This window comes from Blastocatellia bacterium (assembly GCA_025054955.1).
Lineage (GTDB): Bacteria > Acidobacteriota > Blastocatellia > HR10 > J050 > JANWZE01.
In genome coordinates, this window is the sequence record JANWZE010000074.1 from 1 (window position 1) to 21,293 (window position 21,293).

The following is a 21,293-nucleotide window of genomic DNA, read 5'->3' on the forward strand; positions in this document are numbered from 1 at the left end:
CGAAAATTGCTGGCGACGCCGACGGGATTTGAACCCGTGTATGCCGGCTTGAAAGACCGGTGTGTTTGACCTGACTTCACCACGGCGTCACACGAAAGGCGCATATTTTATGCCTCCGCCGACAAAAAGCAAGTAGAGAAAAGTCATCGAGAAGGCTTAGAGCGATTTTCAACTGCTTTTAGCCTGGTGGCCCCGCATCTTGCCGGCTGATGGACGCTGGAGTTGCGCTCGCAGTATAAACTCATTTGCAAACCGCTCTAGACGATTGAATATGACTCGGGTCATATCCGTATGCAACCGAATGTGACGAAAGCATCTTCCGTGTTCATCACGCTGCTGAGACCAATAGTCCGGAGAAAGGCCGTGTTTGATGAAGCTAGATTGAGACCAGAAGCAGAAGTTCCCAAGCGGCAGTCTACGACTTCCTGTGGGCGTTGGTATGAGGCCCTCTTTTAAGCACAGCATCAGGAAGGTGGCCGACTGAGCCGTTGCGTAGCGACGAGTGAAAGCAAATCGCGAGTAATTCAACCGTCGCTCGCGCGACGCCGGCAGGATAGGCGGCCGTTGTATGCAGGCCGTGAACGACCTGCCTACATTCATCCGTCCCGACGGGACAAAAATGACCTGCTGCGCCACGCGGGCGGCGGTTGAATATAGCTTGGCCCTTTCGAGGCCAAGAACCAGCGTGTTACACATATTCATCTCGTCGCGTCAGGGGCGATTGAACTGACTCGGTGGATTGACAAAACTCGGACTGACAAGTAGCCCAGGGCAACTGCAGATAGCGTCTCCAGAAGCGATTGGTATCAGGCCGCTCACATCCGTGCCGAGACTCAGCCGAATGCGGATGCCGAGGAATCAAGATGCCCTTCACCGATGTGACTCCGACAACCCAATTGACCGGTCAGACGGCGCGTGTCACAATGCACCTGCTGTGGTTGATGAATTAGTCGCACGGTTGGGCGATGCGCTCGGCACGGATCGGGTCTTATCGGAGCCTGATGAGTTACTGGTGTATGAATGCGATGGATTGACCTATCACAAGAGTCGCCCGCGCGCTGTCGTTTTTCCTCAATCAACGGAAGAAGTCTCAAACGTACTCAGAATCCTTGCTGATCACGACGTGCCATTCGTCGCGCGCGGCGCTGGCACAGGCCTCAGTGGCGGCGCCGTTGCGCAAGCCAACAGTGTGATCATTGAGCTTGCCAGGATGAATCGGATTCTGAAGATTGACTATGAAAATCAACTGGCCGTTGTTGAGCCTGGCGTCATCAACGTTGTACTATCACAAGCCGTCGCTGATCGAGGTTACTTCTATGCGCCTGATCCATCCAGTCAGACGTCATGCACATTGGGCGGCAATGTCGCGGAAAACGCTGGCGGCCCGCATTGCTTGAAATATGGGATGACGACCAATCATATCCTCGGATTGGAGGTCGTCTTACCCAATGGCGAGATCATCGAGCTGGGTGGCGAGGTGGAGACCGTCGGTTATGACCTGCGAGGTGTGTTTGTCGGTTCGGAAGGCATGTTTGGCATCGCCACGAAAATCACGGTTCGACTGACACGACGGCCGCAAGCAGTCAAAACGCTACTTGCTGATTTCACCTCAGTCGTAGAAGCGAGCCAAGCTGTCTCCGACATCATCGCGGCAGGCATCTTGCCGGCGGCATTGGAGATGATGGATAACGCGACGATACGCGCCGTTGAGGCTTCTGTGTTTGCAGCGGGCAATCCGACCGATGCAGCGGCGGTGCTGATTGTCGAACTGGATGGATTTGAAAACGCCCTGGTAGCAGAAGCCGAGCGAATCACAGACATCTGCCGAGCCAACGGCGCGCGCACGGTTCGTCAAGCACGCAATGAAGCTGAACGGGCGCAAATCTGGGCAGGACGCAAAGGCGCATTCGGCGCGATGGGACGGATTAGCCCAGACCTGATGATTCAAGATGCCGTTGTCCCACGCAGCAAGTTACCTGATATCCTTGGCGAAATCCTCAAAATCGGTCAACGCCTCAACCTGACCATCGCCAATGTGTTTCATGCTGGCGATGGAAATTTGCATCCGAACCTGATGTTTGACGCGCGTGACCCGGCTCAAGTCGAACGCGTCAAGCAAGCCAGCGAGGAAATCATGCACCTGTGCGTTCAAGCGGGCGGTTCGATTACCGGCGAACATGGCGTTGGTTTGGACAAAATCAACTACATGCCATTGATTTTCACTCAAGCTGATATAGATGCGATGGCGCGAGTACGCGCCTGTTTCGACCCAGACAATCGGTGTAATCCAGGAAAAGTGCTTCCGATACGTCGTTGTCGGGCGTTTTGACTTATGGCGCAACAGAACGAGCTCGCGGCTATTGTCGGCAAAGAATGGGTTAGGGCTGGACGTGACGTTCAGACATTTGCCATAGATGATGTGTGTCCGAGCTGGCTCGTGTATCCGGGCAGTGTTGACGAGTTGGCCGCTATTATGCGTTGCGCGCGGCAGCGGGAGTGGATCGTTGTTCCAGCCGGGTTCGGCGCAGGGTTGGGGCTGGGCAACCGGCTTTCGCGCGTAGATATTGTTGTGTCCACGCAACGACTCAATCAAATCCTCGAGTATACGCCGGAAGATTTAACAGCCGCTGTTCAAGCCGGCTGCTCGCTCGCTTCCTTCAATGCTGTGCTTCAAGAACACGGCCAGTGGCTGCCGCTAGACCCACCTCAGCCGGAACGCGCGTCGCTTGGCGCTATCGCCGCAACTGCCGATTTTGGACCGCTTCGACTGGGATTCGGCCTGCCCCGCGATTACGTTATCGGCATGCAGGTGGTACAGCCGGATGGAACGGTGATCAAGAGCGGCGGCCGGGTTGTCAAGAACGTGGCTGGTTATGACCTGAATAAGCTGTTTGTTGGTAGCCTGGGAACGCTTGGCATCATCGCGCAATTGAATCTAAAACTGCGTCCGCTGCCACCAGCGGATGCCACCTGTTCGGTTCAAGCTGACACGCTCGAGGCGCTTGATGACCTGATTCGGTTGGTGGCGGCGTCGGAATTGTTGCCGGCGGCGCTGGTCTCATGCTCAGCCGATACAGCCGAGCATGTGTGGCCTGATTGTTCGCACTCAGGATGGCTCTGCCTGATTCGATTTCTCGACGCTGAAGCGGCCGTCGCCTATCAACTGACACGACTGCATGAACTCGCCAGGACCAGTGCGGTCCGGTGCGAACAGCTCGAAGCGTCGCGCGCCCACATGATCTGGCAACGCATCCGCGATCTTCGGGCAGCCCCAGCAGCCAATCTCGTGCTGCGCCTGCATGTACGACCTTCTGATGTGAGTCGTTTGTTCTCCTTGGTAGGAAATTGCTTGGCGGAGGGCTGTGACCAGGTGCTGCTCTGCTCCTACAACCGAGTCGGAGCGATGATCGCTTGCGCACGAAGCGAGCCAACCGTCGCCATCCAGTCAAATCTCTGCGACCGACTGCATCAACTCCGTCGCCAATGTCAGATGATGGACGGCTCCATGATTATTGAACGCGCGCCGACGAACATCAAACAGGCGATTGATGTCTGGGGTGAGGTTGGCTCGTCCATCGGGCTGATGCGCTCATTGAAACAACAATTCGATCCCAAGCGCATTCTGAATCCTGGACGCTTCGTCGGCGGCATCTAGCGCTATGGTAGCAACGGCATTCACACGTTTGCTGGAGGCAGAGACTGAGAAGCTGTTGGCCTGCGTTCATTGCGGCCTCTGTTTGCCGCATTGTCCGACGTATGTACAACAGGGCGATGAAAACGATTCGCCGCGTGGACGTCTCTACCTGATGAGAGCAGTGGCTGAAGGCCGGCTCAGCCCAACGGCTGATGCGTTCCGGCGCCACATAGACTTGTGTGTGGGCTGCCGCGCCTGCGAAACGGCCTGTCCATCAGGTGTTCGATATGGCCATTTGTTAGAAACAGCCCGGCACCAGATCATTGAAGCAAGGGGCACCCAACGCTCATGGCAAGAGCGATTGATCCGGTGGCTCATGCGACAGATTTTCACGTCGCCACGACGGTTGCGAATGCTGTTTTCCATAGCGCGTGTCCTCAGGCGCAGCGCGATCGTCCAGATGCTGATTGACGAACAAATCATTCCCGCTCGGCCGTCCATCCTGCGCAAAGGATTGGCCATGGTGCTCGCTACCGAGCCTGGTTCGTGGCAGCCACCAGAGGCATTGGTGACATCGTCATCTGATGAGCGCCACAAACCTGCTGCGGCTGGCTCGCCGCGCTTGGCCTTGTTTGCTGGATGTGTCGTGCGCGAGTTGTTTGCTCATACCAACCGCGCCACCATCAATGTGCTGCGTGCGCACGGCTGTCTGGTGGACGATCCATCGGGTCAGGTTTGCTGTGGCGCGCTTCACGCGCACACCGGTGATCTGGAAACCGCCCGGCAACTTGCTAAAGAAAACATCGAGGTATTTGAAGCCGAGCACTTCGACGCCATCATTGTCAACGCAGCCGGATGCGGAGCGATGCTGAAAGAATATGGGACGCTGCTCGGTGATGATCAGAAATTCGCTGAGCGAGCTCGCACATTCAGCTCAAAAGTTCGCGACATCTGCGAATTTCTCGCTCAGCATGGGTTCGCGCCTGGCCCTACTCCTGTTAATGTCCGGGTGACATACGATGCGCCCTGCCATTTGCATCATGCTCAACAAGTGATCCACGAGCCGCTTGAGTTGATCCGAAAAATTCCCGGCATCGAATTTGTTCCGTTGCCGCAGGCCGAGAGTTGCTGTGGTAGCGCCGGCATTTACAACTTGCTGCATGCGGAGATGGCCGAAGCCATCCTCCAGAAGAAACTCGCCGCGATTCGATCCACGCAGGCGCAGATCGTGTTGACGGGCAACGCCGGTTGCCTCATGCACATCGGCAGCGGTGCTCGGCTTGAAGGGCTGTCGGTGCAGGTGATGCACCCGATTGAGTTGATCGCCCGCACGTATACCAAATAGCCCGCAGAAAAGCCATGTTTGATGAAGCGACATGGAAAGCAGGAGCAGGAGGTCCTAGAGCGGTTTGTGAATGAGTTTTTGCTGGGAGCGCGCGTGCGTGCATCAGCCCGCAGATGTGAAGCCCTCAGCTAAAGGCAACTGAAAATCGCTCTATGCGGCGGTCTCCGACCGTTCCCTCCTCGGCTCGTTCATGCTGTCCAATCGCTGGCCACGAACGCGCGGCTCTGGCGCGTCTCCAACGCGCTCTTCTTGTTCAGTTGTTCCAGACGTTGCACGTGTGGCTACCTTCTGGTAGGCGGCGGCTGCCGCCGCTGGCTTGCAGTGGGCGTTCACACAGCGACACCCCTACAGACGTGCGTCGCCGCCGCAAAAAACACCACCGCCGTTGGCATGAGTGTGGAAGAATATCTTTGAGGTTGGACCCGCCAAGCAGCGCTCGCTAGCTTACTCGACTGTGACTGACTTGGCCAAATTGCGAGGTTGGTCTACATCACATCCGCGACGCACGGCAATGTGATAGGCCAGCAATTGTAGCGGAATGATCGAGAGAATGGGCGCAATCCATTCGCTGGCGCGCGGCACTTCGATGACATGATCGGCAATCTCAGCGGCTTCCGTATCGCCTTCGTTGACAACAGCCACGACCTTTCCATCTCTGGCTTTGACTTCGACCATATTGCCGAGCGTTTTTTCATACCGCTGCCGTGAGGCCGGTGATTCCGGGTCGCAGGTGTTGACGACAACGACGGGCAGCTCCTCGTCAATGAGAGCATTGGGACCATGCTTCATCTCACCGGCTGGATAGCCTTCGGCATGAATATAGCTAATCTCTTTGAGCTTGAGCGCGCCTTCTAAGGCAATAGGAAAATTGACGCCACGGCCCAAGTAGAGAAAATCATCAGCGCGGAACAATTCCCGCGATAGATCATTCAACTGATCGTCCTTGGACATGAGTCGCTCCATTTTCACCGGCAATTCCTGAAGTTGGCGCAACCAGTGGCGTGCCGTTTCCTGAGTGATCGTGCCACGCACTTCGGCCAAATAGACAGCCAGCAGATAGAGCGCGGCCAGTTGTGTGGTGAACGTCTTGGTCGAGGCCACCCCGATTTCCGGGCCGGCGTGCGTGAAGATCGTCCCATGCGATTCTCGCGTCAGCGTTGAGCCTTGCACGTTGCAGATGCCCATCACACGCGCGCCCGCTTCAAGCGCGCCACGCACGGCTGCTAATGTATCAGCTGTTTCACCCGACTGAGAAATGGCAAGCACCAGTGAATGCTCATCAATCAGCGTCGTGCGGTAGCGAAATTCGCTGGCATAATCCACCTGAACTGGGAGCCGAGCTAACTCCTCAATGATGTACCTGCCATACATCGCGGCGTGCAAACTGGTGCCGCATGCAACGATGGTCATCTCACGGAATCGGCGGAATTCGTCTGGCGAAATATCCAGTTCGTCCAGGTATACATTGCCAGTCTCCAGTGAGAGCCGATCCTTGATCGTATCGCGCACAGCGCGCGGTTGCTCATAAATTTCCTTGAGCATGAAATGCTTGAAACCGCCTTTCTCAGCCAGAATCGGGTCCCAATTGATGCGCTGCCGCACGGGCGTCACTGGATCGCCCTGAAACGATGTGACCCGAACGCCCTCAGGCGAAAGCACGGCCAGCTCGCCATCACCGAGAAAACAGACATCTCGTGTATGCGGAAGAATGGCCGGGATGTCCGACGCAACAAAGTATTCATCTTTGCCGATGCCGATGACCACAGGCGGCCCCTGCCGGGCAGCGAGGATCGTCTGTGGCACATCAGCCGAGAGAATGGCCAGCGCAAAGATGCCCTGCAATTGCTCAACGGTGGCGCGCACGGCTTGCTCCAAGTCCATCCCTTCACGACGAAATTGTTCAATCTGGTGTGCGATGACTTCCGTATCCGTCTCGGTGATGAACACGTGGTCCTGGCGTTGTAATGCTTTCTTCAGGGACAAGTAATTCTCAATGATTCCATTGTGAACGACGACCACTTGTCCCGTGCAATCGCGATGCGGGTGAGCATTCTCTTCGGTCGGCCGCCCATGCGTAGCCCAGCGCGTATGACCGATGCCGAATGACCCATCGAGCGGCTTCAATCGGATGGCCTCTTCCAGATTGCGAAGCTTGCCAGCGGCGCGGCGAATCTCTAACCGACCGTGATCAACCACAGCCACGCCGGCTGAATCATACCCGCGATATTCCAAACGCCTTAACCCATCCAGAAGGACAGGGACGACTTGCTTGTTGCCGACATAGCCAATAATTCCACACATAGCCTCAGCAGTGTAACATGAGCTCGCGCAAATGTCAGCCAAGGAAATTCACGAGGAAGCGCGAGGAAAAATACCTAGAGGGATTTTCAGTTGCCTTTTGCTGAAGGCCCCCATCTGCGGGCTGATGCACGCTGGAAGCCTGCGCACGCAGCGCAAACTCATTGGCAAACCGCTCTAGCCTCTTCTTGGCGCCGCTTCGCTTCGGTGCGCAGGCTAGCAGACCTTCTGACCGGGTAGCGCCTCGCAGATGAGCGACTCGGCGCACGCTGGCCACTGCCAGCATGCTGCGCCACACCAAACGACGTTCAGCCACGTGATCATTTCATCAACGTGACCAGTGTAGGTCATACGGCTGCCTGATGAGACCACAGGCGACGTTCAGCCACGTGATCATTTCACCAACTCAGTACTGAGTCGGCCACGCCCATCAAGGGCTTGATTGAAATATGCTTCCCAACTCGTGCGAAACAGATTGAGCTTGTTCAATGTCTCCTGCGACGGCGGGAAACCCGCTCGAGCCACCAACACAAAAGCGGCGCGCCATTCTTTCTGAGATGTTTCAACCGACGGGATGCGAACGCCGTTGGCCTGAATGATCTCACCGATGGTGATGTTCTTGCGCGTGCCGCGAACGGTCACCCCGGCTCGCGGCGCCGCTTCACGTGAGATGTTCGTTTGTGGATTCTCAATGACAAAGGTATCGGGCACTTCCTCAGCAGCTCGCACGCCAATCAGATACTGATCCAGTGGACTGTACCCGTCAATCCACAGGTCTGGCGGTGTCGTGAATGTTCCATCACCGTTGTCAATCCACACATTGCCTTCATTGGAAGAAGAGCGCGGCGCTCCAGGACTGCTAAACGCGCTGGTGCTTTCAATGTTGAGAAAGAAACTCCAATGTGCTTGCTGGCGACCGAGCAAAATTCCAGGATCAGGGCCCGGATAGCGAATGAACGATAACCAACGATGGCCTTGCTCCTGGCCGAGTATCGAAAGCGATGAATTCAAGCCCAGAAACCGCGTGGTTGGCAAACTGGGATAGGCGCTGACAACATCGTTTAACACCAGCAGGCCTTGCAATCGGCCGGCGCTGCCAAACGATGCGGTCCGATTAAACAGCGGCTGGCCGATGCCTTGAATGTCGTTACGCACGCCTGAATAAAAAGCAAAGGCGTTTCCCAGATCATAAGGGAAATCAGTCCACACATAGATGAAGTCATAATCGTCGCCGTGCGTTCGATAAAAAACCGAAGGCACCGAAAAGACGGCGACTTCAGCGATGGCGCGGAAATCTTCGTAGATGAGGCCGGTCAATGTCCTCGTTGGTGGCTGACTGAAATCCACCAGGTGCTGCTCAGTCGTTCGCCCCGGCGAAATGCCAACGAGCGCAGTCCGATCCAGCACGCGGGAATACGAGATGTCAATCAAGCCGGAGCTGAACAAAGAGACCTGAAAGGTCAGCAGCCGGCCTGTCGTAAAAGACGGCACATTCTGGTAGGTCACAACAACTCGATCAAACAACTGCTTGAAGAAGACGCCTGATGACGGCGACGAGCTGACGCGCCCAGGATTTAGATCATGCCAGAAGGCGGCCACGCGCGGCGTGCGCAGCAATCCGGTGACGCTGGGCTGCACGACTTCGCCACGTGTGAATGTGATGTGCCCATCTGTCCCAACAAACATCCGCGCGTAATTCTGCCCATAGAAAGGGAACGTGAACCCATCATTAAAACGAACCTCCACGAACCCATCATCATTAGGGTCGGCGCTGCCGCGGAAACCGGTCAATTTGACGCCGACGTCACTATCAAACGTGACGGGTACCACGGTGACATCATAACCGCCGCCCAGCACCGGCATGAACAAGACAGTGCGACGATTCAAATCAAACGGATTGGGTGGGGCCACTAACGTCCCATCATCTTGAATGACGGCGATGTCGCCCACATCTGTATTGAGCGGTTGACTGACAAATTCAATGCCCTGCTCTTGCAGCCATTTCAGTCGTTGGCGTTGCCGGTCTTGCCGCAGTCGCTCTTCTTCAAAGCGATTCTCTCGGCTTCCATCCAGCACCGTGCCGGAGACGTACTGCTGGCGGCGTAACCGCGCCAGTTTCTCTGCCTGGTACTCTTCTGCCGGCGAACGATCCTGCTGCGTTGATGGGGCCGACCTGACCGCATTCAACCAAATTCCTAATAAGGAAACGAGAATGAGCGAAGCTGCAAAGAACCGCAAAACCCTCAGCCCGGTCATAGATATTTCTCCTCCTTTCATCCTAGGTGCTTGTAAAAACAGCGTGGATTCTAACCGGCTGAGAAGATTTTATCAAACGGAGGTAGCAGAAATGACTTGTCGCCCGGAGTTGGCTATATCGGAGGGGGGGATGGGGGAACAGCCAACTCCGAGCGACTCGTCCTTGAAGGAGGAGGTAGATTCAAAGTTCTGGATCAATAGCATCTTGCTTCGATCGCCCTAACGCCTGGCTCCTTCGCCCTTACCTAACTCGTCCAAGCCCTGTTCGTCTCCGCCAAACTGACTGAGCAAGTGTCGTGCCAATCATTTCAGATCGGCGCGCAAACATCACTGATGCTCGCGAATCTACTGAAGCGACAAGAATTGCCTGGCTGAGCGCCGGCTCCGGCACGCTACTGAAGCAACCTCGTTGACTTTTCAGAGTTGATACAATCTTTACGGATGTGAAACAAACGATTTCAACTGTTAACTACCTGGTTCAACAGCCGCGTGATTGACCACGCTGATGAGCGCCGAAAGCAAGACGGATTCTTCATCTGGCCGAACCGTTCGTAGATCGAGCAGAACGAGATCGTCTTCGATACGGCAGATGATGGGTGGATGGAAGGCACGCAATCGAGCTTGACATTGGGCGGCCGATACGCCGGGGACTTCGACTGTAATCAACGTGGTTGGTAAGACGGAATCAGGCGCTGAGCCGCCGCCGGTGAGTGAATGCCCGGACTTCAATCCCAACCGAACGCGGTCTGCCAACCGGCGCCTGACGCGGCGGATCAGGCGCAGCGCGCGACGGCGAATCTCTGCCGGCGTGGCGCTGAGCATTTGCAGAACAGGTAACTCCTCGGTAGCGCGACCAACCGCATAAGACCGCAGCGTGGCTTCGAGCGCCGCCAATGTCATTTTGTCAGGCCGCAACGCGCGCATCAGTGGATTGGCTCGCAGCCGTCGAATCATATCTGCTTTGCCCACGATGATGCCGCATTGAGGCCCGCCAAGCAGCTTGTCGCCACTGAATGAGCAGAGGTCTACGCCGGCTTGCAGTGATGTTTGAACCATCGGCTCGTCGTGAATGCCCCATGCAGCCAGGTCTACGAAACACCCACTGCCCAGGTCTTCATACAACGGCAAGTCGTAGCGGCGTGCCAAAGCTGACAATTGCTGTAAGCTCGGTCGCTCAGCAAACCCTGATATGCGAAAGTTACTCTGATGCACGCGCAGCAGCAGTCGGGTCTGCTCGCCGATGGCTTGCTCGTAGTCATCCAGGCGCGTGCGATTGGTCGTGCCGACTTCTCGCAGCCGACAGCCTGATTTGAGCATAATATCGGGGATACGAAACGAGCCGCCGATTTCAATCAATTCGCCGCGAGAGATGATCACTTCGCCGCCTTCAGCCAGCGTGTTGAGCACCAGCAGCACGGCGGCAGCATTATTGTTCACCACCACAGCCGAATGACCATCCATCAGCAGCGTTAACCAATGCTCGCCGTGCGCATCGCGCTGACCGCGCCGACCATGCTCCAGATCGTATTCCAGATTTGAGTAACCGCGCGCCACCATCTCCACCTGACGGACGGCATCCGCCGACAACGGCACTCGCCCTAAATTCGTGTGAATGATCACGCCGGTAGCATTCACCACCGGACGCAACGAGAGTTGTCGCCAGCGCTCAGCCCGCGCGATGATTTGACGTTCGATCGTCTGCATCAATTCATCAGGGTCTGCTTGCACACGACCGGCGCGAATGTCTTCTCGAAGCTGATCGAGCGCCTCGCGCACGCAGGCAGAGAGTTGCGCACGGCCAATGCGCTGAGCGAGCTGCTCAAAGGCCGCTTGTTGCAGTATCGCGTCAACAGAGGGGATGGCTCGCAACAACTGAAGCGTTGTGGTGTTCATGTGCGAGTCTCATTCACGGTTGAGTTCTACCGCCGATTGCGCTCAACGCAATTCCTCATGGATCGTGAGGCAATGATTCGATCATTCACGGTTGGGCTCCGCTGCCGATTGCGCTTGGATGCGAACGGTGAAGGCGCCGGAGTTATCTTCCAACACATTCTCATTGACCATCAAAAACAATCGTCCGCTGCGACGCGCTTGAAGCTGCGCGCCAGCGCCGATGAAGATAAAATCATCGTTGTCATCACCGATGACGGCAATCAACCCGCCGGTTGGACGATTGGGCATCATTTTCTGAGGATCAGCGATATTGACGCCTTCCGGTCCGGTGGCCTGCGTGCGCGAGAGCTGCACGCGCCCCGAAGCCGACAGTCGAATCGTATCGCCTTGTCGCACATCCAGACCGCTATCCACCCAGACCTCATTGCCGGCCACACGAACAGTCAGTTCCCGTACAGCCGGCGGACGAGGCGATGTGCTGAGCAGAGCCGGGCCATTGGCCGGTGTCGTTTGGCCAGCGCCGGGCTTGCTGCCGGTCGGTTGGGCTGTGGCCGGCGGATTGACTACGGACGGACTTGCTGTGGCCGGCGGATTGCCAGCAGACGGATTGGCTGTGGCCGTTGCGGATTTGCTTGGTTCGGTTGAACCGGTTGGTGGTTTTCCCGGTGTGGATGTTGCCGGCTCACGAACCACATCAGTTTTGCCGCCCCGCTCTTGCATGGATGCCATCTGTGTTGATTCTGCCGCGCGGCCGCTTGAACTGGGACTCGGTGATCGCTGTTGGTCTTGCGTCAGAGCAGATGGAGTGTTCCCCGTCACATCAGTCGCACGCTCCATTCGTGGCTCTGGCGAAGGTCTCACAGGAGTGGGCGAGGCTGCTGCCGACCTCTCGGCTGCAAACTCGATTTGTTCCACATCGTCCACGTGCACCATAGCGCGACTTTGCGTGCCGGGGATGATAACCGTGAACAGGCCGTTTTCAAATCGCGCAACTACACCGTGTAAGATAGACCCATTCTTCATCCGGATCGTATCGGTGGCACGAGTTTGCCCCTGCGCCGAGGGCGCAAGCCAGAGAAGAACACACAAGCTCCACCACAAAATTCTGTAACCGTGCATGTCAACATCCTCCTGCCGATTCATTAGTGTCTCCGGGCCGACAGTGTACCATAACACGCAACATTCAGCTATCAGCCATGGCAGCGCCAGGCCGCCCGAGCAGCGTTTCATCTGGCATAGCGTGAGTCCGTGTGTTAAACTCCGCCACCGCAGTATCGGAGGAAGCAGTTGAAACATACGAGGTGAGGATACGCCCAGTGATTCACGACAGGTTTGATTCAACGCCGGTTACTCATATTGGTCGCGCGGTGGCGATAGGCTTTTGGTTGCTGGTTATCATGACAAGCTCGGCAATGGCTCAAGTGAGCGATCCGAGGGGTGATGCTGACGAGGGTCGCGCCGACATCATCGAGATTTCTGCGCAAGCCTATGAAGAGGGCGGAACCAAGTTTCGTATCGTTTATGCCGAGCCGATTGTTCCTCCAGTTGTTGGCTATATCTTCATTGATCTGGATCGTAATCCGGGCACGTCGCTGGCTTCCATCTCCCCTGTCCCTGGAATTGAAGCGCTCGTCAAATATCAATTGTTGCCCAGTCCCGGCGGCATCGCCATGCACGTGGATGTGACCACACAATTCGGAACACGCAGTTTTGATCCGCCGAAAACCGATCAGATTAGGTACCGATTGACCGACAGCCAAACTTTGGCTCTGACGTTGCGCGACAGACTCTTCAGTGGAATTGAACTATACGACTTTTTCTTCTGCTCCGACGTAGGGAGCGAGGGCGATAGCTCGTTCGATCGTGTGCCTGACGCCGGCGTCATTGATATCAGCGCTAGCGTAGGCCAGGTCAAGGTGCATGCCAAAGGGAATGAATCCATCAATGTCACATGGCTGGACGCTGCCTTCGATTCGCCGTTTCCTGATTTGGTTTCGTTGCGTGTGCGCGTCATTGAAAACCGGCTGCGCCTGGTTGTCGAGTACAATCACAACGTGGCTGGAGGCGAAGGATTTCCAACCGGCGTTTCACTCATAGGACGTATTGCGATTGATAAGGACAAGCGATTGACGACCGGCTTTGATAATGGCGGTGAATCGCCGCCGCTGCTTGGCGCCGATCATGCCATCACGTTTACCAAACTGATTCGCGAGCCGCTCGCGGCCAGTTTATTGTCGTTCGCCTCGCGCTCGCCAAACCGAAGCCCCACACACGAGTTGAAGATGGGCCTGGCCTTTGCCAACGATTGCCTGGCGTTGGCGCAGGCCAACAAGGTGACGTTTGATGTGCCGCTCACTCTTTTAGGTTATTCAGACGGGGATGTGCATGTGCGCTGCGAGAGCTTCACCGAACCGGGCACGGGCCGTGACGCCCTTCCTGATCACGGCGCTTACAGCACGGGCAGCGGCCGACCTGTGCCGTTGTTCAGTTGTACGGCACCGAACGCGCAACAGACCGACCCGGTGGATGCTACCGATGGTCAGCGCAATGACGAGCTGCTCGCAGCGGCCGGCTGTCTCTCGCTGAACAACCCACTCAATGGTGATGTGCTGCTGTTGCAGATTCTTCACGCTGAGTTGAAACCTCATGCCAATAGCAGCCGCACCAGAATCTATCTTGACACGGATCAAAATCCGCAGACGGGCGGCCGCGTCTCCAACGCTGACACCACCATCGGCGCCGATTTCGTTTTGGAATATCGCATTGATCTGGCCAATCAAAGCGCGGTTTATTCTGTGGAATTGAGCAGAAGTAATCGCCCATCTGAAGTGCATCGGCAGTTAGCCGCATTCAAGCTTGGAACTGACGGTTCGGTCTCCCTGAGCTTGCCGCTCAGCTTGCTCGACAATGATGACGGCAACGTGAACATCCTGGTGGAAACCACGATCAGGACAACGCGGTCGGATATATTGCCCAATGCTGGCATGCTTCAAATCCGTCGGCCATGAGCGATTTGTGGAACGACGGTCGGAGAAACGGCATGACATCAACGAAGTCACCGTCAACGCTCGGTTCCCGATGCTGGCGACTCGCTGGGTGGAGTTTTCTCGCAAGCCTGGTCACTGCCACCGCGGTCAGCGCTCAGATCAGGGACCCGCTGCGCGATCACGAAGCTCCGGCTGACGTGACGGCCATCAACGCGCAAGCGGAACCGGCAGAAGGCATCAAAGTGACATTGGATTTTGCCAGCAACGTGACGCCAACATTCGTCTGTTATCTCTTCGTGGACGCAGACCGCGACCTGACCAGCTCAGCCTCAAATGTTTCTACCGTGCCGGGCATTGACGTTTTAATTAAGCTGGTTCATGGCCTGGATAGAGGCAATGTGTTCAATCGCGTGGAAGTGATTACAGAGGCCGGCGTGCAGGTGTTCTTCCCGCCCAAGTCAGACAAAGTTCGTGTCTCCATTGCCGACAACGTGCTCATGCTGAAACTGGCCAAAGAGCTACTGGGCGGCGCTACTGTGGTTGATTTTTTCGTGTGCGTAGACACAGGGGAAGTCGGCGACATGACCTTTGATCGCGTGCCTGACGTGGGTTTGATTGATTACAGCGCGGGTCGGCCACAGGTGAAACTAGCCGGAACAAGTCGCGCCAGCATTGATGTGATCCTGCATGATGAACCGCGCGATGCCGCGTTTCCTGATCTTGCAAGCCTTGAATTAAGAGTGGTGGGAGACCGCCTCCGTGTCACGCTCACATTCATCCACAGCGTAGAAGGTGGACGCGATTTTCCTGCAGGCAGCAAAATTCTTGGACAGGTCTTCTTTGACATTGACCAACGGCTCGTCACCGGGTTCAGTCATGGCGGCGAATCCCCTCCCCTGCTCGGCGCTGATTATGGGTTGAAGTTTATTCTTGATCCACGCGCTTCGCTGGAGCCTGTCATTCTGTCATTCAGCTCACGATTGCCAGGACGCAGCGCCCCGGCCGAATTGCAGATGGGGCTGGCTCATCGAAACGACTGCCAAGCAAGGCGGGCCGGTCGCTCCGTCACGTTCGATGTTCCGCTCGTGTTGCTCGGCGACTTCCCCGGTGACGTCCTTGTTCGAGCCGACTGTCAGGCCATTCCCTCTGGCGCCAGCGATGGTTTACCAAATCAAATGATCCTGGCCGCTGCTTCACGCTCGCTGCGGCCGCTGCCGAGCTGTACAAGCCCGCCAATATCGGCCGATGATCCGGTTGATGCTTCGGCAGGCTCTCTCAATGATGAACTGATCCAAGTCAAACTCTGCCTCTGCACCGTGGAGAATCCCAACGGACCTCTGTTGCTGATTGAGATTGCGTATACCGATTTGCAAAAAGCGGCGGGCACAGCCACAACCAGCCTCTTTATTGACACAGACCAGAACGTTGCAACCGGCCTGCTGATCGAAAATGCCGGTCAGCGCATCGGCGCCGATTATGTGCTCAGCTTCGGCATCATCCAACCGTCGGCGCGAGTCGAGCCAACTGCTAATGTTCAGCTACAGCGGATCGGTGCACAACCGCAAGTTTATAATCAGCTCACCTCGTTCGCCTTCACGCCCTCGGCTCGCACGGTGACGACGTTGCCGCTCAGCCTGCTGGGGCAGGACGACGGCGCGATGGACTTACTGGTCATCACACATCACGGTGGCAACCGCCTGGATGTTGTCCCCAATACCGGTATCATCCGAGTGCCCCGCCTCTAGAGCGGTTTGTGAATGAGTTTACCCTGCGAGCGCATGCGCGTGCATGAGCCTGCAAGATGTAAGGCCCCAGCTAAAGGCAACTGAAAATCGCTCTAAGGAAACGCTGCCAACGCTCCGGCAATCAGGCACACCACCCACAGAACCCAGGCAACGATCCCTCGGCGTTGATACTGCGACTCCACCACGTAACAACGGCTCAAGCGATCATACCAGGCGCGCCCTTCGCGATGACGCAACGCAGAGAGCAAAGCCCATCCAACCAGGAGCACAAGGATCGCCACGTTCCATGGTCGCGGCAGCAGCAGGCCGATCAACGCCGGCCCACAGCGCAGGGTTTCGCGAACAGTTATCGGGTCGTACCACGAAACCGGCGCATCGTGTTTGACAGCCAGGCTGGCCATCATCTTGCCGATACTGCCGCCGAGCGTCTGCGTCGCGAGCACCTGATACAGGTAGAGCATCGAAAAGAAAATTGGCATCTGATGAAGCGCTGCCCAGGGGACGCGCTCAAACAGCCGGCTCACCATGAACCATAGGGCAACGTAGAATGCGCCATCCAACAGGGCTGCGGCGACACGCTGGCGTAAATCTGCCATCACGCCCAGAGGAGTTAGCCAACAGTCGGGCAATTCGAAGAATTCGGCGCGTTGTCGTAACAACTTGATCCGCTCGCGCACTGCCCGTTGATCGTTCGCATGAGGCGTCAGCTCAAGATAGCGTTCGAGGTAATCGGCAGCGCGACGAAAGTGACCGCGCTCGCTGAGCAGGTAGCCCAGATCGCGATACGTGCTGCCGCGCTGCGGGTCTATTGCCAGCGCTTGCCGCAGGTACGATTCAGCCTGTTCAATCTGTTGCTCGTGTCTCAAGATGATGGCATAGTTGATTCGCGCTGAAACATCGTGCGGCGCTTCGCTCATGGCGCGCTCAATCTCGCGTTTAGCGTCGCCGTAGCGCCCCAACTCGATCAAGCAATATCCAAAGTTCGTGCGAGCGCCGGGGAAGCTGGCATCCTGATGCAGCGCTCTCTCAAATTCGGATGCAGCGGCCAGCAGCGCGCTCCGGCGATCTTCTGGATTCAAACCCAGTCGGGCTTGGGCGACCAGTCGCAAGCCTCGATTAAAATGCTCGGCGGCGCGATCATGAGACACGCCGGACGGATTACCCTGTAGCCCTTCCTCAACCATGAAGCGAAAAAGTAACAAAGCACCACTTCATTGCAAAGGCCGCGATACCGGTCCTGCGTTCCGTGATTGCCTTGGTGAACGCAACCCGATAGAATGCCTCTGCCGGTCATGATGGTCAGCACGCTAGGCAGAAGGCTCGTTCATGCGCCATGGTTCGTGTCGGCGCTTATCGGCGTCACGTTCTGCTCTGTGCTGTGCGGGTGTCAACGACAAAGCGCCGGGCCGGCCAGTGGGTCGGTGCATCTATTCGTCCCCGTGCAAGACCAAGCAGGCCTTCTGTTCACCCACGTTCACGGCGGCAGCGGTCGCAAGTATATGATCGAGACGATGGGATCAGGCGGAGGCTTTCTCGATTACGACAATGATGGCTGGCTCGATATTTACCTGGTGCAAAGCGGACCGCTGCCCGGCTTCTCCGATCAAACGCCGCTTCCCAACAAACTCTATCGCAATAACGGCGACGGCACGTTCACCGATGTCACCGAGCAGGCCGGCCTCGGCGATACGAGCTACGGCATGGGCTGCGCGTTTGGCGACATTGACAACGATGGCTTCATTGATATTTTCGTCACCAACTTTGGCCCGAATAAACTCTATCGCAATAACGGCGACGGCACGTTCACCGATGTCACCGAGCGGGCCGGCGTCGGCGATCCCCGCTGGGGTTCAAGCGCCGCGTTCGCCGACTATGATGGCGACGGCTTTCTCGATCTGTACGTGGTCAATTACGTCAACTTCAGCCTCGACCGTAACATTTACTGCGGTGAGCCTGGCTTGCAAACGTATTGCCACCCGGATGTCTACGACGGTGTCCCCGACATTCTCTATCGCAACAACGGCGACGGAACATTCACCGATGTGACACGACAAGCTGGTCTCTACATTGACGCGAAAGACCAAAGCAAAGGCCTGGGCGTAGTCTGGAGCGATTACGACAACGATGGCGATGCGGATATTTTCGTCGCTAATGACTCGACGCGACAATTTCTCTTTCGCAACAACGGCAATGGCACGTTCACTGAGATTGGCGTCAGCGCTGGTTTCGCATACAACGGTCAGGGCAAGACAACAGCCGGCATGGGGATCGACGCCGGCGATTACAACGGCGACGGATTCTTCGATCTGTTCATCACCAACCTCGACTTTGAAACCAACACGCTCTATCACAGCCTCGGCGATGGCAGCTTCGAGGACCGAACGGATACGACCGGCCTGGCAGCGCCCAGCTTGACGCGGGTTGGTTTCGGCACAAATTTCTTCGACTTCGATAACGATGGCGACGTGGACCTTTTCGTCGCTAATGGTCACATCATTGATAACATTGCCCGACAGAACCCTAGCCTTTCCTACGAGCAACCGGCGCAGCTCTATGAAAACCTGGGACGCGGGCCGTTCGCCGACATTTCCGCTCGCGCCGGCGCCTTCTTCCGGACTCCGTGGGTTGGTCGCGGAGCAGCGTTCGGTGACGTAGATAATGACGGCGACGTTGACATCTTGCAGACCAACAACAACCAACGAGCGCTGCTGCTGCGCAACGAGATAGGACATCGCCAGAACTGGGTCATGCTGAAACTGGCCAGCCGCCACCGTGGCCGCGACGCCATCGGCGCGCGCGTCACACTCGTGGCCGGCGATTTGACCCAGATTGAAGAGGTTCGCAGCGGGTCGAGTTATCTTTCACAAAATGATCTACGAGTCCACTTCGGCATAGGAAATCGCCAGACGATTGATTACATCGAAATCCGCTGGCCGGAGGGCCTCAGGCAGAGGCTGTCGGGCGAGCAGGTCAGAATCAACCAGATCACCACGATTTCCCAACCACAGCGATGAGCCGACGGAAGCATCAGCGACGCCGCACAGCCCGCTCCCGGTTGATATATGGGAGCCTGGCTGTTGGACTCGCGCTGATCACGGCGGTTGGCGGCTGGTACTACACGCGGCCAGATAAACCTCGTGGACCAAGCGCCGAAGCGCAAGCCGTTCTGCAAAGAATCGCCCAATTACACGAAGAGGCAAAGTACGACGACGCCATCTCATTGGCCAGAAGCTACCTGGCGCGAGAACCCGAAGCACCGCAGTTCCATTATACCCTGGGCGTGCTGCTTGGCTCGCAGGGCGATCACCGCGCTGCCATCGTCGAGTTTGAGCGCGAAATCGAACATAATCCGGCATTCGCAGAAACCTATAACAGCCTCGCCACAGCTTACACCCGACTGGGTGAAACGGACCGCGCCATTGCGCCGCTGGAAAAATGCCTGGAATTGAATCCTCAACACGCTGGAGCGGCGCTCCAATTGGGACGCATCCTGTCTCAACAAGGGCGGCTCGACGAAGCGGAAAAGTACCTCCTATCAGCCATCGAGCATGGCCGCGAGCGTGCTGAAGCCTCGTTTGAGTTGGGTGTGGTCTACCGAAAGCTCGGCCGACTTGAACAAGCTGAAGCAGCCTTCCGACAGGCGCTGGCCGAGAATCCCCGCCATCTTGGCGCCATGTTAAATCTCGGTCAAACGCTCGTTCGCTTGAACCGACGGGAAGAAGGCGAACAGGTGTTAGAGCGACACAGCGAACTCGCCAGATGGTATGACCAACTGGAGCAAGCTACGAGCGCTAGCGCTCTGCGTGGAGCCACGGCGCACGATTTCCTTCACGTGGCGCGGCTGCGGCTGGAAGCACAACAGTATCAGGAGGCGATCACCGCATACAAACGCGCATTAGAACTGGACGCCCGATTTCTACCGGCAGCCCTTGGCCTGGCCGCCCTGTTCATAGACCTCCAACAACTGGACGAAGCGACCAAGTGGACCGTGCATGCGCTGAGGCTGGCACCTAATGATTCGACCGCGCATTTTCTTCTGGGCTTGATCCGCCTTGGCAAAGGGCAATATGAACAGGCGCAAGCAGCGCTCGATAAGTCCAGACAACTCGGCCCGTGGAATGCGCAAACCTTCTATCAACTCGGCAAAGCCTACCGGCAAGCCGGTCGGCTGGCCGACGCAGAGGCGGCGCTGCGCCACAGTTTGAGCCTTGATTCCAAGAACGCAAAAACCTATTTTCAGATGGGACTCGTTCAATATCAACGCGACCAACTCGCTCATGCGCGCCGGACGCTTGAACAAGGGCTCCGGCTTGCCCCAAACAACGCAGAGATGTTGATTGCAGCCGGGATCGTCGCATTCCGATTGAATGACCGCGCCGCTGCTGAACGCTTCTGGCAGGAAGCGCTGCGTCGCCAACGCGCTACCATCTTTGGTTCGCAGAACATGGAAAAGGCGCTTCAGCCGTTCACCTCACTGGCCCACGTTGAACCGGCTCTGAGTGCCTATCGTCAACTGGCTCGACTCGAACCTTAGCGCCTCTCTGATACCAATTGCATCTGATGAACGCGCCTGCGGCAGTTGCCTGGGTCTGCTTCTCATACTAGAGCAGTTTGCGAATGAGTTCACCCTGAGAGCACACGCTTCCGGCGTGCATTCGCCCGCACGATGTGCGGCCTCCAGGTAAGGGCAATTGGAAATCGCTCCAATTGTGAAGGGAAAGATCGGAGCGTTGGCGCGCGGCCAGATTGAGCAAGCCATGGAGAAAAAAGCTATGCTTCAGCTTCCAGGTTCAAAGACTCCAGACCAAAATAAGCGTGAGCGGTCAAGGCGTCGCCAGCGACCAGCACCAGCGCGAACTAAATCGCAGGGCTAGCTGCCTCGAAAAGGTCGTCAATGGGTAAAAATTTTTCTTGACGAAGAAAAAAAAGCAGTAACATCCTTTTCGCGTAATTTTTTTCAAGGAATCGCCCATGAGCTCCGCGCTCACCATGAACGATGGAAATACAATCTTTCGTGAGGTCCGTGTGTTCGTGGGCTATTTTCAAGGGAGGTCAAGCTATGAAAAGGTTTTTGCTATTGCTCGCCATAACTATTTCGGTGGTTTGCATAGGCCACCAATATAGGGAACTACCAA

General features: G+C 56.6%; 12 protein-coding genes and 1 tRNA gene. 7 read left to right on the plus strand and 6 right to left on the minus strand.

From position 1 onward, the window contains the following. Positions 1 to 10: 10 nt before the first annotated feature. Positions 11 to 89: transfer RNA gene (locus tag NZ823_10075), tRNA-Glu, on the minus strand. A gap of 758 nt (positions 90 to 847) precedes the next feature. Here NZ823_10075 and NZ823_10080 point away from each other — a divergent pair. The 3 genes from NZ823_10080 to NZ823_10090 are packed head-to-tail and all read left to right on the plus strand — an operon-like array spanning position 848 to position 4,979. After that, entirely contained in the window at positions 848 to 2,329 is a 1,482-nt protein-coding gene (locus NZ823_10080) for an FAD-binding protein (GenBank protein ID MCS6805472.1), read from the plus strand. A 3-nt stretch (positions 2,330 to 2,332) separates the two neighbouring features. Next, positions 2,333 to 3,655: an FAD-binding oxidoreductase gene (locus NZ823_10085; protein MCS6805473.1), complete on the plus strand. Its 1,323-nt coding sequence runs from the start codon at positions 2,333 to 2,335 to the stop codon at positions 3,653 to 3,655. Between the two features lie 4 nt (positions 3,656 to 3,659). Beyond that, entirely contained in the window at positions 3,660 to 4,979 is a 1,320-nt protein-coding gene (locus NZ823_10090; GenBank protein ID MCS6805474.1) for a heterodisulfide reductase-related iron-sulfur binding cluster, read from the plus strand. Between the two features lie 444 nt (positions 4,980 to 5,423). Here NZ823_10090 and glmS read toward each other — a convergent pair whose 3' ends face one another. From glmS to NZ823_10110, 4 genes are all read right to left on the minus strand, one after another. Then, complete coding sequence (gene glmS, locus NZ823_10095) at positions 5,424 to 7,280, minus strand: glutamine--fructose-6-phosphate transaminase (isomerizing) (GenBank protein ID MCS6805475.1); 1,857 nt, start codon at positions 7,278 to 7,280, stop codon at positions 5,424 to 5,426. Positions 7,281 to 7,670: 390 nt separating this feature from the next. Then, positions 7,671 to 9,533, minus strand: coding sequence for a hypothetical protein (locus NZ823_10100; protein ID MCS6805476.1), 1,863 nt, complete (start codon positions 9,531 to 9,533; stop codon positions 7,671 to 7,673). Positions 9,534 to 9,998: 465 nt separating this feature from the next. Continuing rightward, positions 9,999 to 11,426, minus strand: a complete 1,428-nt coding sequence (gene selA / locus NZ823_10105) for an L-seryl-tRNA(Sec) selenium transferase (GenBank protein MCS6805477.1) — start codon at positions 11,424 to 11,426, stop codon at positions 9,999 to 10,001. Positions 11,427 to 11,507: 81 nt separating this feature from the next. Beyond that, positions 11,508 to 12,545: a hypothetical protein gene (locus tag NZ823_10110; protein ID MCS6805478.1), complete on the minus strand. Its 1,038-nt coding sequence runs from the start codon at positions 12,543 to 12,545 to the stop codon at positions 11,508 to 11,510. 197 nt (positions 12,546 to 12,742) lie between these two features. Here NZ823_10110 and NZ823_10115 point away from each other — a divergent pair, with 197 nt between their 5' ends. Continuing rightward, positions 12,743 to 14,434 carry a hypothetical protein gene (locus tag NZ823_10115; GenBank protein ID MCS6805479.1) on the plus strand — a complete coding sequence of 564 codons (1,692 nt, stop codon included), beginning with the start codon at positions 12,743 to 12,745 and terminating at the stop codon, positions 14,432 to 14,434. Between the two features lie 32 nt (positions 14,435 to 14,466). Next, complete coding sequence (locus NZ823_10120) at positions 14,467 to 16,158, plus strand: hypothetical protein (GenBank protein MCS6805480.1); 1,692 nt, start codon at positions 14,467 to 14,469, stop codon at positions 16,156 to 16,158. Between the two features lie 92 nt (positions 16,159 to 16,250). Here the strand turns inward: NZ823_10120 and NZ823_10125 are convergent, their stop codons facing one another. Further along, positions 16,251 to 17,360, minus strand: coding sequence for a tetratricopeptide repeat protein (locus NZ823_10125; GenBank protein MCS6805481.1), 1,110 nt, complete (start codon positions 17,358 to 17,360; stop codon positions 16,251 to 16,253). A gap of 90 nt (positions 17,361 to 17,450) precedes the next feature. Between NZ823_10125 and NZ823_10130 the strand changes: the two genes are divergently transcribed. Then, positions 17,451 to 19,172, plus strand: coding sequence for a CRTAC1 family protein (locus tag NZ823_10130; protein ID MCS6805482.1), 1,722 nt, complete (start codon positions 17,451 to 17,453; stop codon positions 19,170 to 19,172). Further along, positions 19,169 to 20,692, plus strand: a complete 1,524-nt coding sequence (locus NZ823_10135; GenBank protein MCS6805483.1) for a tetratricopeptide repeat protein — start codon at positions 19,169 to 19,171, stop codon at positions 20,690 to 20,692. The genes NZ823_10130 and NZ823_10135 overlap by 4 nt, the downstream gene beginning before the upstream one ends. The last annotated feature ends 601 nt before the right edge of the window (positions 20,693 to 21,293 follow it).

Excerpts from the sequence above, each read along its gene's own strand:
- NZ823_10080 (MCS6805472.1), top strand. The coding sequence starts at position 848 with ATGCCGAGGAATCAAGATGCCCTTCACCGATGTGACTCCGACAACCCA.
- NZ823_10100 (MCS6805476.1), bottom strand. The coding sequence starts at position 9,533 with ATGACCGGGCTGAGGGTTTTGCGGTTCTTTGCAGCTTCGCTCATTCTC.
- NZ823_10090 (MCS6805474.1), top strand. The coding sequence starts at position 3,660 with ATGGTAGCAACGGCATTCACACGTTTGCTGGAGGCAGAGACTGAGAAG.
- NZ823_10130 (MCS6805482.1), top strand. The coding sequence starts at position 17,451 with ATGATGGTCAGCACGCTAGGCAGAAGGCTCGTTCATGCGCCATGGTTC.
- NZ823_10110 (MCS6805478.1), bottom strand. The coding sequence starts at position 12,545 with ATGCACGGTTACAGAATTTTGTGGTGGAGCTTGTGTGTTCTTCTCTGG.
- NZ823_10120 (MCS6805480.1), top strand. The coding sequence starts at position 14,467 with ATGACATCAACGAAGTCACCGTCAACGCTCGGTTCCCGATGCTGGCGA.
- selA (MCS6805477.1), bottom strand. The coding sequence starts at position 11,426 with ATGAACACCACAACGCTTCAGTTGTTGCGAGCCATCCCCTCTGTTGAC.
- NZ823_10135 (MCS6805483.1), top strand. The coding sequence starts at position 19,169 with ATGAGCCGACGGAAGCATCAGCGACGCCGCACAGCCCGCTCCCGGTTG.
- NZ823_10085 (MCS6805473.1), top strand. The coding sequence starts at position 2,333 with ATGGCGCAACAGAACGAGCTCGCGGCTATTGTCGGCAAAGAATGGGTT.
- glmS (MCS6805475.1), bottom strand. The coding sequence starts at position 7,280 with ATGTGTGGAATTATTGGCTATGTCGGCAACAAGCAAGTCGTCCCTGTC.